General features: G+C 69.8%; 10 protein-coding genes and 2 rRNA genes. 10 read left to right on the top strand and 2 right to left on the bottom strand.

Features of this window, described 5'->3' with window-relative positions; genetic code table 11:
* Positions 1 to 403: 403 nt before the first annotated feature.
* A 23S ribosomal RNA gene (locus ACMCNK_RS10000) occupies positions 404 to 3,512 on the top strand.
* Between the two features lie 131 nt (positions 3,513 to 3,643).
* Positions 3,644 to 3,760: ribosomal RNA gene (gene rrf, locus ACMCNK_RS09995) — 5S ribosomal RNA — on the top strand.
* Positions 3,761 to 3,926: 166 nt separating this feature from the next.
* Here the strand turns inward: rrf and ACMCNK_RS09990 are convergent.
* Positions 3,927 to 5,834 carry a hypothetical protein gene (locus ACMCNK_RS09990; protein ID WP_412736108.1) on the bottom strand — a complete coding sequence of 636 codons (1,908 nt, stop codon included), beginning with the start codon at positions 5,832 to 5,834 and terminating at the stop codon, positions 3,927 to 3,929.
* Here ACMCNK_RS09990 and ACMCNK_RS09985 point away from each other — a divergent pair.
* Both ACMCNK_RS09985 and ACMCNK_RS09980 read left to right on the top strand, forming a co-directional pair.
* Positions 5,769 to 6,599 (top strand): tetratricopeptide repeat protein, encoded by an 831-nt coding sequence (locus tag ACMCNK_RS09985; RefSeq protein ID WP_412736107.1) that lies wholly within the window; start codon positions 5,769 to 5,771, stop codon positions 6,597 to 6,599. The two genes, ACMCNK_RS09990 and ACMCNK_RS09985, sit on opposite strands and share 66 nt — an antisense overlap.
* A complete protein-coding gene (locus tag ACMCNK_RS09980; RefSeq protein WP_412736106.1) occupies positions 6,596 to 7,606 on the top strand; it encodes an HAD-IIA family hydrolase in 1,011 nt (336 codons plus the stop codon). The genes ACMCNK_RS09985 and ACMCNK_RS09980 overlap by 4 nt, the downstream gene beginning before the upstream one ends.
* A gap of 86 nt (positions 7,607 to 7,692) precedes the next feature.
* On the opposite strand, the gene ACMCNK_RS09975 is transcribed toward ACMCNK_RS09980, so the two are convergent.
* Entirely contained in the window at positions 7,693 to 8,028 is a 336-nt protein-coding gene (locus tag ACMCNK_RS09975; RefSeq protein WP_412736105.1) for an alkyl sulfatase C-terminal domain-containing protein, read from the bottom strand.
* Positions 8,029 to 8,139: 111 nt separating this feature from the next.
* Between ACMCNK_RS09975 and ACMCNK_RS09970 the strand changes: the two genes are divergently transcribed.
* The 6 genes from ACMCNK_RS09970 to steA all read left to right on the top strand — a co-directional run bounded on the left by ACMCNK_RS09970 (position 8,140) and on the right by steA (position 14,489).
* Positions 8,140 to 9,171: a histone H1-like repetitive region-containing protein gene (locus ACMCNK_RS09970; RefSeq protein WP_412736104.1), complete on the top strand. Its 1,032-nt coding sequence runs from the start codon at positions 8,140 to 8,142 to the stop codon at positions 9,169 to 9,171.
* A 197-nt stretch (positions 9,172 to 9,368) separates the two neighbouring features.
* Positions 9,369 to 9,611: a hypothetical protein gene (locus tag ACMCNK_RS09965; RefSeq protein WP_412740805.1), complete on the top strand. Its 243-nt coding sequence runs from the start codon at positions 9,369 to 9,371 to the stop codon at positions 9,609 to 9,611.
* Between the two features lie 38 nt (positions 9,612 to 9,649).
* On the top strand, positions 9,650 to 10,498 hold the full coding sequence (locus ACMCNK_RS09960) for a TlyA family RNA methyltransferase (protein ID WP_412736103.1): 849 nt from the start codon (positions 9,650 to 9,652) through the stop codon (positions 10,496 to 10,498).
* A 13-nt stretch (positions 10,499 to 10,511) separates the two neighbouring features.
* Entirely contained in the window at positions 10,512 to 11,399 is an 888-nt protein-coding gene (locus tag ACMCNK_RS09955) for an NAD kinase (protein ID WP_412736102.1), read from the top strand.
* 53 nt (positions 11,400 to 11,452) lie between these two features.
* A complete protein-coding gene (gene recN, locus ACMCNK_RS09950) occupies positions 11,453 to 13,210 on the top strand; it encodes a DNA repair protein RecN (RefSeq protein ID WP_412736101.1) in 1,758 nt (585 codons plus the stop codon).
* A gap of 100 nt (positions 13,211 to 13,310) precedes the next feature.
* Entirely contained in the window at positions 13,311 to 14,489 is a 1,179-nt protein-coding gene (gene steA / locus ACMCNK_RS09945) for a putative cytokinetic ring protein SteA (RefSeq protein WP_412736100.1), read from the top strand.
* Positions 14,490 to 14,515 lie beyond the last annotated feature (26 nt).

The following is a 14,515-nucleotide window of genomic DNA, read 5'->3' as shown; positions in this document are numbered from 1 at the left end:
GGTCTGCGAATGCCGGACCGGGGTGCTCGATGGCGGAGACACTGGCTAGTCGGGTTCCGGCAACGGCCGGCCCTTCCTAGTACGCATCCCGTTCGCGGGGTGGGGGAACGGGTGGGCGGGTGCGGCTGGATCTGGCGGTGAACACCCTGTTGGGTCCTGAAAGAACAACCAGGCCCGGTACCGCGTGAGACGTGGTTCGGGCACCCCGGCCGGGAGGCTGGTGGGTCGGCCGGGAGGCCGGGGGTTGTTGTTTCAGTGCCAGGCACGACCTGGCCCTCCATACCATTTCAGCGGATCAGCCCTGTGGGGTTGGTGTGTTGGGGGTTTGGTGGGGGGCGTTGTGGGTTGTGGGTTGGTTGTTGGTTGAGAATTGCACAGTGGACGCGAGCATCTTGTTTTCTGTGGTTAAGTTGTCAAGGGCGAACGGTGGATGCCTTGGCACCAGGAGCCGATGAAGGACGTGGGAGGCCGCGATAGGCCTGGGGGAGCTGTCAACCTAGCTGTGATCCCAGGGTGTCCGAATGGGGAAACCTGGCACGAGTCATGTCGTGTCACCATCATCTGAATTCATAGGGTGGTGGGGGGAACGCGGGGAAGTGAAACATCTCAGTACCCGTAGGAAGAGAAAACAACAGTGATTCCGTGAGTAGTGGCGAGCGAAAGCGGATGTAGCCTAAACCGGTGGCGTGTGATACCTGTCAGGGGTTGCGTTGCCGGGGTTGTGGGATTCGTGGGGGAGATCTGACAGTCTCCCGGAGAGTTACAAAGTCGTGGGTTAGTCGAACGACGTGGGAAAGTCGGCCGTAGACGGTGAGAGCCCGGTAGACGAAAATCTTCGACCTCTTTGGCGAGTGTCCCGAGTAGCGGCGGACCCCTGTAATCTGCCGTGAATCTGCCAGGACCACCTGGTAAGGCTGAATACTTCCTGGTGACCGATAGCGGACTAGTACCGTGAGGGAATGGTGAAAAGTACCCCGGGAGGGGAGTGAAATAGTACCTGAAACCGTTCGCCTACAATCCGTCAGAGCCTTTCGGGGTGATGGCGTGCCTTTTGAAGAATGAGCCTGCGAGTTAGTGGCATGTGGCGAGGTTAACCCGGGTGGGGTAGCCGTAGCGAAAGCGAGTCTGAATAGGGCGTTGAGTCGCGTGTCCTAGACCCGAAGCGGGGTGATCTAGCCATGGGCAGGTTGAAGCGTGGGTAAGACTGCGTGGAGGACCGAACCCACCAACGTTGAAAAGTTGGGGGATGACCTGTGGTTAGGGGTGAAAGGCCAATCAAACTCCGTGATAGCTGGTTCTCCCCGAAATGCATTTAGGTGCAGCGTCGCGTGTTTCTTGCCGGAGGTAGAGCACTGGATGGTCTAGGGGGCCTACAAGCTTACCGAAATCAGCCAAACTCCGAATGCCGGTAAGTGAGAGCGCGGCAGTGAGACTGCGGGGGATAAGCTTCGTAGTCGAGAGGGAAACAGCCCAGATCACCAGCTAAGGCCCCTAAGCGTGTGCTAAGTGGAAAAGGATGTGGGGTCGCATAGACAACCAGGAGGTTGGCTTAGAAGCAGCCACCCTTTAAAGAGTGCGTAATAGCTCACTGGTCAAGTGGTTCCGCGCCGACAATGTAGCGGGGCTCAAGCACACCGCCGAAGCTGTGGCACTCACACATGAACTTCGCGGAAGGACTTGATCCTTTCGTGCAGGTGTGTGGGTGGGTAGGGGAGCGTCGTATGGCGGGTGAAGCGCCGGGGTGACCCAGGTGTGGACGCCATACGAGTGAGAATGCAGGCATGAGTAGCGAATGAAGGGTGAGAAACCCTTCCGCCGGATGACCAAGGGTTCCAGGGCCAGGCTAATCCGCCCTGGGTGAGTCGGGGCCTAAGGCGAGGCCGAGAGGCGTAGTCGATGGATAACGGGTTGATATTCCCGTACCCGCGTAGGAGCGCCAGCGATGAACCTCACTGTGCTAACCACCCGATCCTGCTGATCCCTTCGGGGTGAGGTGGGGGAGGCTGGGATCCTGGTGGGTAGTAGTTGAGCGATGGGGTGACGCAGGAAGGTAGCTGATCCCGGCCGGTGGTTGTGCCGGGGTAAGCGTGTAGGCCGTGCCATAGGCAAATCCGTGGCACATGTGGCTGAGACGTGATGCCGAGCCGATTCAGGTGAAGTCAGTGATCCTATGCTGCCGAGAAAAGCCTCTAGCGATGTTCCGAGCGGCCCGTACCCCAAACCGACACAGGTGGTCAGGTAGAGAATACCGAGGCGACGGGCGAACTGTGGTTAAGGAACTCGGCAAATTGCCCCCGTAACTTAGGGAGAAGGGGGGCCGGACGCGTGAAGCCCCTTGCGGGTGGAGCGTGGTATGGCCGCAGAGAGCAGGGGGAAGCGACTGTTTACTAAAAACACAGGTCCATGCCAAGTCGTAAGACGATGTATATGGACTGACGCCTGCCCGGTGCTGGAACGTTAAGGGGACCTGTTAGCTCTTCGGGGCGAAGCGGAGAACTTAAGCGCCAGTAAACGGCGGTGGTAACTATAACCATCCTAAGGTAGCGAAATTCCTTGTCGGGTAAGTTCCGACCTGCACGAATGGCGTAACGACTTCCCCACTGTCTCAACCACAGGCCCGGCGAAATTGCAGTACGAGTAAAGATGCTCGTTACGCGCGGCAGGACGGAAAGACCCCGGGACCTTTACTATAGCTTGACATTGGTATCCGAATGCAATTGTGTAGGATAGGTGGGAGCCGGTGAAGCTCGGACGCCAGTTCGGGTGGAGGCAATCTTGAAATACCACTCTGTTGGATTTGGGTATCTAACTTGCGGCCCTGATCGGGTCGAGGGACAGTGTCTGGTGGGTAGTTTAACTGGGGCGGTTGCCTCCTAAAAGGTAACGGAGGCGCCCAAAGGTTCCCTCAGCCTGGTTGGCAATCAGGTGTTGAGTGTAAGTGCACAAGGGAGCTTGACTGTGAGACTGACAGGTCGAGCAGGGACGAAAGTCGGGACTAGTGATCCGGCACTTGCGTGTGGAAGCGGTGTCGCTCAACGGATAAAAGGTACCCCGGGGATAACAGGCTGATCTTCCCCAAGAGTCCATATCGACGGGATGGTTTGGCACCTCGATGTCGGCTCGTCGCATCCTGGGGCTGTAGCAGGTCCCAAGGGTTGGGCTGTTCGCCCATTAAAGCGGTACGCGAGCTGGGTTTAGAACGTCGTGAGACAGTTCGGTCCCTATCCGCCGTGCGCGTTGGATACTTGAGAAGGGCTGTCCCTAGTACGAGAGGACCGGGACGGACGAACCTCTGGTGTGCCAGTTGTCCCGCCAGGGGCACGGCTGGTTAGCTACGTTCGGAAGGGATAACCGCTGAAAGCATCTAAGCGGGAAGCCTGCTTCGAGATGAGGTATCCCACCACCTTCGAGTGGGTAAGGCCCCCAGCTAGACGACTGGGTTGATAGGCCGGAGATGTAAGCCAGGTAACTGGTTCAGTCGACCGGTACTAATAGGCCGAGGGCTTAACCACAACCATAAATTTGGTGCTCAACGCGTCCACTGTGTGATCTCTCAGCAAACAACCACCCCCCCAACACCACCACCACAACATGGTGGCAAACGGTGCAGGGGAAACAATGGTGTGGTTGGCTGGCACATTGTGCCGGTGGTCATAGCGGAGGGGAAACGCCCGGTCTCATTCCGAACCCGGAAGCTAAGCCCTCCAGCGCCGATGGTACTGCACCCGGGAGGGTGTGGGAGAGTAGGACGCCGCCGGACTCAAACCACAAGTGAGGGCCGTCCCGAACCCGGGACGGCCCTCACTGCATGCCTGGCTTCGTGGCCTGGCCACCGCCCACCGCTCATTTCCAGCCGCTCGCCGAGTAGCCTTTGTGAGCGTTGAAGCAGACCCGCCGAGCCGCGGGAAACGCCGTATCGGAAGGAACTACCCGTGACCACAGGACCGCAGGACGGCGGCGGCCAGCACCGCGACGACGAGGGCCAGGCCGGCCGCGGTCGTGACGGCGGGTTCCGCGGCGACCGCGAGGGCGGTCACCGGGGCGGCGACGGCGGGTTCCGCGGCGGCCGTGACGGCGGCCACCGAGGCGGCGACGGCGGATACCGCGGCGGCCGTGACAGCGGTCACCGGGGCGGCGATGGCGGCTCGCGCGGTGGCGATGGCGGATTCCGCGGCGGCCGCGACCGAGGGTACGGCGCGGGCAACCGCGACGACCGTGAGCGCGGGGGCTTCCGCGACGATCGCGATCGAGCGGGCCGCGGCTCGTACGGTGCCGGAGGTCAGCAGGGCCGCAGCGACCGCGGCGGTTACTCGCGGGACCGGGGCGCAGATCGCGGCTTCGGCGGCGACCGCGGGTTCCGTGGTGACCGCGAGCGTGGGTACGGCGACCGCAGCCAGGGCGATCGTGACCGCGGCGGCTACGGCGGCGGGAGCCGCGGTGGCTATCAGGGCGGACGCGGCAGCCAGGAGCGTGGCGGCGGGTTCCGCGACGGCGGCCCGCAGGGCGGATCCCGTGACGGTGGCTCGCGCGGTGGCTTCCGCGATGACCGGCCCCGTGGCGGCTCGTTCCCAGGCGACCGGGGGCGCGACCACTCCGGTGGCCAGCGTGACTTCCGCGGCGACCGCGATCGGGGCGGCGACCGCGGTGGCTTCCAGGGCGATCGCGGCGGGCAGTCGCGTGACCGCGGTGGCTTCCAGGGCGGTGACCGCGGCGGCTTCCGTGGCGGCGACCGCGGTGGATTCCAGGGCGGGCCGCGCGGCTTCCAGGGCGGCGACCGGGACCGCGGCGGCGACCGTGACGGCGGCCAGTTCCGTGGCGGGCCGGACCGCGGCGGATTCCAGGGCGGCCGTGGTGGCTATCAGGGCCGTACCGACCGGCCGGGCTTCCGCGACGATCGTGACCGTCGGTCTGCCGGCGAGGGCCGTGAAGGGTTCCGGGGAGAGCGCGAATATCGGGACGGGCGTGACCGTACCGGCGACCGTGGGGGACACCCGCGCGACGACCGCGGTGCGGACCGTCCGGGGAACCGCGGCGGGGGCGGCTATCGGGCCGACCGGGACCGCGGCGGCTACTCGGGTGGCCGCGACAGCGGTTTCCGGCAGGACCGGGGAGCCCGCGACGGTGGTTTCCGGGATCGCGGACCGGATCGGGGTGGCCGCGACGGTGGTTTCCGGGATCGCGGACCGGACCGGGGTGGCCGCGACGGTGGTTTCCGGGATCGCGGACCGGACCGGGGCGGTCGCGACGGTGGTTTCCCGGATCGGGGCGGAGACCGGGGTGGTTCCGGAGGCGGCTTCCGTGACCGCGGGCCCGACCGCGGACCTCGCGACTCGGGCTTCTCCGGCGACCGCGGTCCACGCGAGGGCGGGTTCCGCGGCGATCGTGACCGGGGTCCGCGCGAGGGCGGGTTCCGCGGCGATCGTGACCGGGGTCCGCGCGAGGGCGGGTTCCGCGGCGATCGTGACCGGGGTCCGCGCGAGGGCGGGTTCCAGGACCGGGGTTTCCGCGACGACCGGGGCCCGCGCGACGGTGGATTCCGAGACCGGGGTATGTCCGGCGGCGGATTCCGCAGCGACCGTGGTGCCCCCGGCGGCGAACGCCGTGGAAGCGATGACCGCGGGAGCAGCTTCCGCGACGACCACCGCGCCCGCGACGAGCAGCAGCCGGCGTACCAGGTGCCGGAGCTGCCCGAGGACATCGCGGCGAGTGACCTCGACAAGGAGGTTCGTGCCGAACTGCTGAGCCTGTCGCGCGATGTCGCCGACCGCGTGGCCCGGCATCTCGTCGCGGCCGGGCAGATCATCGACGAGGACTCCGGCCTGGCGTTGCAGCACGCCATCGCGGCGCGGCGGCTCGCGTCCCGGATCGCCGCCGTGCGCGAAGCCGTGGGGCTCGCCGCGTACGCCGCGGGGGACTGGGCAACCGCGATCTCCGAGCTGCGTACGTACCATCGCATGTCGGGCCGGCAGACCCACCTGGCCGAGCTGGCGGACTGTGAGCGTGCGCTGGGCCGCCCGGAACGGGCGATCGATCTGTATCGCGGCGCGGACCGCGACGCGCTCGACAAGGCCGGGGCGATCGAGCTGCTCATCGTGGCGGCCGGGGCGCGTGGCGATCTCGGGCAGCACGACGCGGCGGTGGCGATGCTGCAGGTTCGCGAGCTCACCGGTGACGGCGACGCCGACTGGGTGCCGAGGCTGCGATATGCGTACGCGGATGCTCTGCTCGCGGCGGGACGCCGGGACGAGGCACGGGAGTGGTTCGCGCGGGCGGCGTCGGTCGACGAGGACGGTCTGACCGACGCGGCGGAGCGGCTGCTGGAACTCGACGGCGTCGACTTCGCGGACGAGCACGAGGACGACGACGAGGACGCCCAGGACGACGACGAGCGTCCGGAGGCGGACGAGCGCGACGACGAGGGCGAAGGGCCCGGCGGAGACCTTGTCTTCGAGCCGGCGGACGACGACCTGGGCGCGGACGACGTCGACGCTGAAGGCACTGCCTCGGGCAGTGGGGACGACGAACGGAAGTCAGCCGACGACGAGTTCGTCGCGGCGGTCGACGACGAGGACGACGAGGACGGGCGGGCCAAGGCGTGAGTGACCGGCTGGTCGACGGGTACGACCTGGTGGTATTCGACCTCGACGGGGTCATCTATCTCATCGACAAGCCGATTCCGGGTGCCGCCGCGGCGGTCACGACATTGCACGCCGAGGGCACGGCGATCGCGTACGCGACGAACAACGCCTCCCGCCGCGCGGCCGACGTTGCCACGCTGCTGACCGGCATGGGCGTACCCGCGTCACCCGACGAGGTGCTCACCTCGGCCGGCGCGGCCGCGGCGATGCTCGCGGACGACCTGCCCGCCGGCGCAGCCGTCCTGGTGGTCGGTGCGGACGCCCTGTGCGCCGAGGTGCGCGACCAGGGGCTCACGCCGGTCGAGCGGCTGGACGATGCGCCGGTCGCGGTGGTGCAGGGCTACGGGCCCGACGTCGGCTGGCGGCACCTCGCGGAGGCGGCACTGGCGGTGCGCGGCGGTGCGAGGTGGATCGCCACGAACACCGACCGTACGCTGCCGAGCCCGCGCGGCCCGCTGCCGGGGAACGGCTCACTCGTGTCGGTGCTGCGTACTGCGCTGGACCGCGAGCCTGACGTGGTCGTGGGCAAGCCGTCACCGGCGCTGTTCCGGGCGGCGGCGTCGCGTTCCGGATCGGTGCGCCCGCTCGTGGTGGGCGACCGGCTCGACACGGACATCGAGGGCGCGGTCGGCGCGGGGATGGACAGCCTGCTGGTCCTGACCGGGGTGACCGGTCCGGCCGACCTGCTCGCCGCGCCGCCGGCCCGGCGGCCCAGGTACGTCGCGGCGGACGTGGCGGGCCTGTTCGCGCCCGCTGATACCGCGGTTCTTCCGGCGGGCGCCGAGGAGGCCGGTGGGTGGCGGCTGACCGCCGACGGCGGCGGCGTGCGGCTCGACGGTGCCGGGCAGGCCGTGGACGCGCTGCGGCTGCTCTGCGGCCCGGTCTGGGACGGCACCGCGGCCGGCGACGTGCGCGCCGGTTCGGACCAGGCGCGTGAGCTGTTGGCGAGCTGGGGTCTGCCGGGCTGACCGGGCTCTGCAGCAGCTTGGCGGGCTTCGGCAGCTTCCTGGGCTTTGGCGGGCTCGGCAGCCTCCTGGGCTGTAGCATGCCGCCCCTACAGCAGCTTGCGCAGCTTCAACATGTCGAACGGGTTGGCCTTGATGGAGACCTGACGCGACGTGACCGCCCTGGTCACGTCCAGGCGTCCGGCCACGAGCGCGATCAGGTCGTCGCTGCTCGCGACAAGCGTGATCTTGGCGCGCGGGTCGTCCCCGTCGGCGATGTCGACCAGCCGGCCCCCGGTGAGCCGGGCGTGGAAGGCCGCATCGAGATCGGGAACCCGGCACGCCAGGGTCCGGTCCAGGTCGAGTCGACCCTGCGTCGCCGCGTTGGCGTCGAGGCGGGCGGCGAGGTCGAGCAGCGCCTGCCGGCACTCGTCCACGCTGGCCATTCGGGCTCCCTTCGCGCGACACCACCGCGTACCGCACGGTACCGCACAGGGCGTGCTGGGCCGCCCGGTAGCGTGACACCCGTTGGAGGGCCGTGAGCGAGGAGAGCGGACATGCAGGACGCATGGCGGGCGTATCTGGAGCTGGCGCTCGGCTTGACCGAGGAGCCGCGCCGCAAGGCTCAGAAGGTGGCCGGTGACCTGATCAGCAAAGGCGGCCAGACCGCCGCGCAACTGCAGGGCCTCGTCGAGGACATGGTCAGCACCGGAATGCCCAACCGTGAAGCGCTCACCACGATCGTTCGGTACGAGGTCGACCGCGCGCTCGGCCTGGTCGGCCTGGCCACCGCGGAGGAAGTCGCCGAACTGACCGCGCGGGTGCGGGACCTGGAACGGCAACTGCGCGATGCGCGGGCCGGGGGTCCAGCCACCGGAGGCGGCACGGTGGCAGCTTCCGCGGGTAATGCGGCTGAGGGCGGTTCGCCGGCGGCACCCACGCCCGCGAAGAAGGCCGTGGCGAAGAAGGCGGTTGCCAAGAAGGCCGTCACCCCGACGACGGCTGCGAAGAAGGCGGTTGCCAAGAAGGCCGTCGCGCCGACGACGGTTGCCAAGACAACGCCTGCCACGAAGGCCGTCACCCCGACGGCGCCCGCTGAGAAGGCGGTCACGCCGACGACGCCCGCCGCGAAGGCCGTCACCCCGGCTGGGCCAGCGCAAAAGGCCGTGGCGAAGAGGGCTGTGGCGAAGACTGCGGTGGCCAAGAAGGCTGTGGCGAAGAAGGCCGTGGCGAAGACTGCGGTGGCCAAGAAGGCCGTGGCCGAGAAGGCTGCACCGGCCGGACCTCGCGCCGTCGGCGCACCGGCAACGACTACGGGGGCGCGGGTCGCCACGCCGACGGGCACGGGTGAGACGCCCGTCGCGCCGGTCAAGCAGGCTCCGGCCGCCCCCGAATTCCTGCCTGCCTTCGAGCCGGTCACCTCGAACGACCGCGCCGCCACGGTGCCGGCTCCCGCGCAGGCCGTTCAGCAGGCACCCGCAGGCTCGGGGGCGGGCGAGGCGACGCCGCAAGGGAGTACCGGGACTGCGGCCGAACGTCCGACTGACCGGTCAACGCAGCAGGGCGCCGGGACGGAGACGCATCAGTGACGGGTCCGCAAACCCCGGTGCCCGGTCCCCGGCCCGGTCCGGCACCCGGATATCAGCCCGGTTCGCCGTCCGGTCCGGCCCAGCCCGGTCAGCCGTCCGATCCCGCGCGGCCCGGCTCGTCGTCCGGTGCCGGCCAGTCCGGCCTGCCGTTCGGCGGTGCGCAGCCCGGCGCGTCGTCCGGCCAGTCCGGCCTGCCGTTGGGCGCTGCGCGGCCGGGGCCGCCGCCGGGCCGCCCTCTGCCGGGTCACCCCGGTGCGGCGGGGCACGGTGCCGGCGCGGATGGCGTCGGCGGTGGCGAGGACTCCACCGGGCATCCTGCGGTGGATGCGGTGCTGGGCTCGCTCGCCAACGCCGCCCAGCTACCCCCCGCCGACCAGATCGCCGCGTACGAGGCCGCGTATCAGGTGTTGCAGGAGACGCTGGCGAGCATCGACCGCTGAGTCATCGACCCTGAGCCCCCCGTACGCGAGGAATGTGAATGGCCCGCCGCGCCCGTCTCGACGCTGAGCTCGTCCGTCGCAAGCTGGCCCGCTCCCGGGAGCAGGCCGCCGCGCTGGTCGCGGCCGGCCGCGTCCAGGTACGTGGCACCGTGGCCCACAAGGTCGCCGCGATGATCGACCCCGCGGATCCGGTCGTGGTCACCGGCGACGACCCGGCCACCGAGTACGTGTCCCGGGGCGGGCACAAGCTCGCGGGTGCGCTGGAGGCGTTCGCCGGGAGCGGGCTGACCGTGGCCGGGCGACGCTGTCTGGATGCGGGGGCGTCCACCGGGGGCTTCACCGATGTGCTGTTGCGTTCCGGCGCGGCGCACGTGGTGGCGGTCGACGTCGGCTACGGGCAGCTCGCCTGGCCGCTGCGCACCGACGAGCGGGTCACCGTGCTGGAACGCACCAACGTGCGCACGTTGACCCCGGAGACCGTCGGCGGCCCGGTGGCGCTGACCGTGGCCGACCTGTCGTTCATCTCGTTGCGGCTGGTCCTGCCCGCGCTGGCGGCGTGCACCGCCGCGGACGGTGACCTCGCGCTCATGGTCAAGCCACAGTTCGAGGTGGGCAAGGACCGGGTGGGTGCGGGCGGCGTCGTGCGGGATCCGGCGCTGCGGGCGGAGGCCGTGCTGGACGTGGCGGCGAGCGCCGCGGATCTGGGCCTGGGCGTCGCCGGGGTGACCGCGAGCCCGTTGCCCGGGCCCAGCGGGAACGTCGAGTTCTTCCTGTGGTTCCGGCGGGATGCGCCACCCGCTGATGCCGAGCGGGTGCGGACCGTGGTCGCGGCGGGGCCCTCCGGCGGGGTAGCCTCCGGCGGGCCGGTGCCCGAGACGTCCGGTTGAAAGAGGAGATGGCATGACTCGCTCCGCCTTGCTGGTCACCCACACGGGTCGCCGGCAGAGCACCCAGCACGCCCAGGCGGTCGCCCGAGACCTGATCGAGGCGGGTTTCGAGGTGCGGGTCATCGCGGCGGAGGTCGCCGACCTGGAGCTGCCTGCCGGGGTCACCCCGGTCGACGACCCGGCCGCGGCCGAGGGTGTGGAGATCGTCTTCGCGCTGGGCGGGGACGGCACGTTCCTGCGCGCGGCCGAGCTGGCCCGCCCGGCGAAGGCGCCGCTGCTCGGGATCAACCTCGGCAAGGTGGGTTTCCTCGCCGAGGCCGAGATCAGCGACCTCGACCAGACCGTGCGCGACATCATCGCCGGTGCGTACACCGTGGACGAACGGCTCACGCTCGACGTGCGGGCCGAGTACGACGGGCGGCTCATCGCCGACTCGTGGGCGCTCAACGAGGTCAGCGTCGAGAAGGGCCAGCGGGCCCAGATGCTCGAGCTGCTCGTGGACGTCGACGGGCGGCCGCTGTCGCGGTACGGCTGCGACGGGGTGGTGTGTGCCACGCCGACCGGGTCGACCGCGTACGCGTTCTCGGCCGGCGGGCCGGTGGTGTGGCCGGAGGTGGAGGCGCTGCTGCTCGTGCCGATCAGCGCGCACGCGTTGTTCAGCAAGCCGCTGGTGACCGCGCCCACGTCGACACTGATGCTGACGGTGGACCCGTACACGTCGTTCGCGGTGATGTGCTGCGACGGGCGGCGTACGTGGGATCTGCCGCCGGGGGCGACGGTGACGGTGCAGCGCGGTGACCTTCCGGTGCGGTTGGTCCGGCTTGCGCCGCGGCCGTTCACGGACACGCTGGTGGCGAAGTTCGCCCTGCCGGTGGACGGCTGGCGGGGGAATCGACGCTGATCCACGCGGATGCCGGTGGGCAATTGTCGGACGCCACCGATACTGTCTGCCCTGTGCTGGAGGAGTTGCGCATCACCGGGCTCGGCGTCATCGAGGACACGACGCTGCGCCTGACCGCAGGCATGAACGTGATCACCGGTGAGACCGGCGCGGGTAAGACGATGGTGGTGACCGGGCTCGGCCTGCTGTTCGGCGGCCGCGCCGACGCCGGACGGGTCCGGGCCGATCCGGGCCGCGCGGTCGTCGAGGGGCGGCTGCGGCTGACCGGCGCGCTGGCCGACACGGTGCAGGCGCGGGTCACCGACGCCGGTGCCGAGCCGGATGACGACGGCACGGTCCTGCTCAGCCGGACGGTGACCATCGAGGGTCGTTCCCGGGCCCACGTCGGCGGGCGCAGCATGCCCGTGGCGATGCTGGCCGAGGTGGGCGAGCAGGTGGTGGCGGTGCACGGGCAGTCCGACCAGCTGCGCCTGCTGCGCCCGGCCGAGCAGCGGGGGGCGCTGGACCGGTTCGCGGGGCCGGAGCATGAGAAGCTGCTGGCGACGTACCGGGAGGCGTTCGGGCGCTGGCGTGCGGCGGTGGACGACCTGGCGGACCGGCGTCGTCACGCCCGCCAGCGCAGTCAGGAGGCCGACCTGCTGACGCTCGGGCTGGATGAGATCAGCCGGGTCGACCCGCAGCCGGGCGAGGACGAGGAGTTGCGCGCCGAGGCGCAGCGGCTGGAGCACGCCGAGGGGCTGCGGACGGCGGCGGCGCTGGCCGCGCAGGCGCTCGCGGGCGGGGTGGAGGCGGTCGACGACACCCCGGATGCGACCCAGCTGCTCGGTACGGCACGGCGCACCCTGTCAGCCCAGTCGGGGGTGGATCCGGTGCTCGGTGATCTCGCGGCCCGCCTCGAGGAGGTGGCGACGCTGGTGGGCGACGTGTCCTCGGAGCTGTCGGCGTATCTGGCGGCGCTGGACGCCGACCCGGCGCGGCTGTCGGCGGTGCATGAGCGGCGGGCGGCCCTGCGCGCGTTGACCCGCAAGTACGCGGACGACGTCGACGGCGTCATCGCCTGGGCGGAGCACGCCCGTGCCCGGCTGGCGGCGCTGGACACCTCCGACGAGCTGCTGGAGGAGCTGGACCGGGAGCGGCTGCGGCTGGAGGCGACCGTGGGTGAGCTGGCGGTGCGGCTGACCGCGGCACGGCAGCAGGCTGCGGGCCGGTTCGCCGACCTGGTCAGCGTGGAGCTGGCCGGGCTGGCCATGCCGCACGCGCGGGTGGAGGTGGCGGTGCTGCCGCGGTCGCCGGGCCGCGACGAGCCGGTGCTGCGCGCCGACGGCCGCGATCTGGCGCCGGGCCCGGACGGGGCGGACGAGGTGGAGCTGCGGCTGCTCGCCCACCCGGGCGCGCCCAGCCTGCCGCTGCAGAAGGGCGCCTCGGGCGGTGAGCTGTCGCGGGTGATGCTGGCCATCGAGGTGGCCTTCGCCGGCGCCGGTGGCCCGCCGACTCTGGTCTTCGACGAGGTCGACGCGGGTGTGGGTGGTCAGGCCGCGGTGGAGATCGGGCGACGGCTGGCCCGGCTGGCGCGTACCCATCAGGTGCTCGTGGTGACGCATCTGCCGCAGGTGGCGGCGTTCGCGGACCGGCATCTGGTGGTCGCGAAGGACACCGGCGGCGCGATCACGACCAGCGGGGTGCGGATCGTCGAGGAGGGGGAGCGTGCCCGGGAGCTGGCCCGGATGCTGGCCGGCCTGCCGGATTCCGATCTCGGCATCGCCCACGCGGAGGAGTTGCTGGCGGTGGCGGGTCAGGAGAGGGAACACTGACGCGGCTGCCGGAGCAGCGGATACCTATTTGCCCTATTCGGGCGTGATCTCTCGCATGTCGTATTCGGCGCGGGTGATCGGGCATGTCAGGATGGCCACGATGCGACTTCCCACCTTGCGCCGGACGCGGCCCGTCGAACCGGGTACGCTCACCGGCACCGCGCGCCTCGACCGTCGGACCAAGCGTCTGGTCGGTCGGCTGCGCCCCGGCGACATCGCGGTCATCGACCACGTCGACATCGACCGGGTGGCGGCGGACTCCCTGGTGGCGGTCGGCGTCGCCGCGGTCCTGAACGCGAAACCCTCCATCTCCGGGCGGTACCCGAATCTGGGCCCCGAGGTGCTCGTGCAGGCGGGCATCGTGCTGATCGACGGCCTCGGCGAGGGTGTGTTCGACCGTCTGCGCGAGGGCACCACGGTCACCATCGAGGGTGATTCGGTGCTCGTCGACAACGAGGTCGTGGCCACCGGGATCCGGCAGGACGCCGGCACGGTCGCTGCCGCCATGGCGAATGCCCGCGAGGGGCTGTCCGTGCAGCTCGAGGCGTTCGCCGCGAACACCATGGACTACCTCAAGCAGGAACGTGACCTGCTGCTCGACGGCGTCGGTGTGCCCGACGTGCAGACCCCGATCGCCGGGCGGCACGTGCTGATCGTCGTACGCGGGTACGACTACAAGGCCGACCTGGACGTGCTGCGGCCGTACATCCGCGAGTTCAAGCCCGTGCTGATCGGCGTCGACGGTGGGGCGGACGCGCTGGTGGAGACCGGCTACACCCCCGATTTGATCATCGGGGACATGGATTCGGTCACCGACGACGTGCTGCGCTGCGGCGCGGAGGTGGTGGTGCATGCGTACCCGGACGGGCGGGCGCCCGGCCTGGACCGGGTCCGCCAGCTCGACGTGGCCGCGCTGACGTTCCCGGCCGCGGCCACCAGCGAGGACCTGGCCATGCTGCTGGCCGACGAGAAGGGCGCCTCGCTGATCGTCGCCGTGGGCACCCACGCCAACCTGGTCGAGTTCCTGGACAAGGGCCGCGGGGGAATGGCGTCGACTTTCCTCACTCGGCTCAAGGTGGGCGGCAAACTGGTCGATGCCAAGGGTGTCAGCCGGTTGTACCGGCAGAACATCTCCGGCTCGGCGCTGCTGCTGCTCGTGCTGGCCGCGATCGCGGCCATGGCTTCGGCCGTGGCGGTGTCCACGGTCGGCAAGGCGTACCTCGCTGTGGTATCCGAGTGGTGGGACAATCTGGTGTTCCAGCTGGGACACCTCTTCTGACCCCCGAATGACCAAGAGGCTCTAGG

It is taken from the genome of Krasilnikovia sp. MM14-A1259 (genome assembly GCF_047159535.1).
Classification (GTDB): domain Bacteria; phylum Actinomycetota; class Actinomycetes; order Mycobacteriales; family Micromonosporaceae; genus Actinoplanes.
This window is presented reverse-complemented; position numbering and strand designations above follow the sequence as displayed.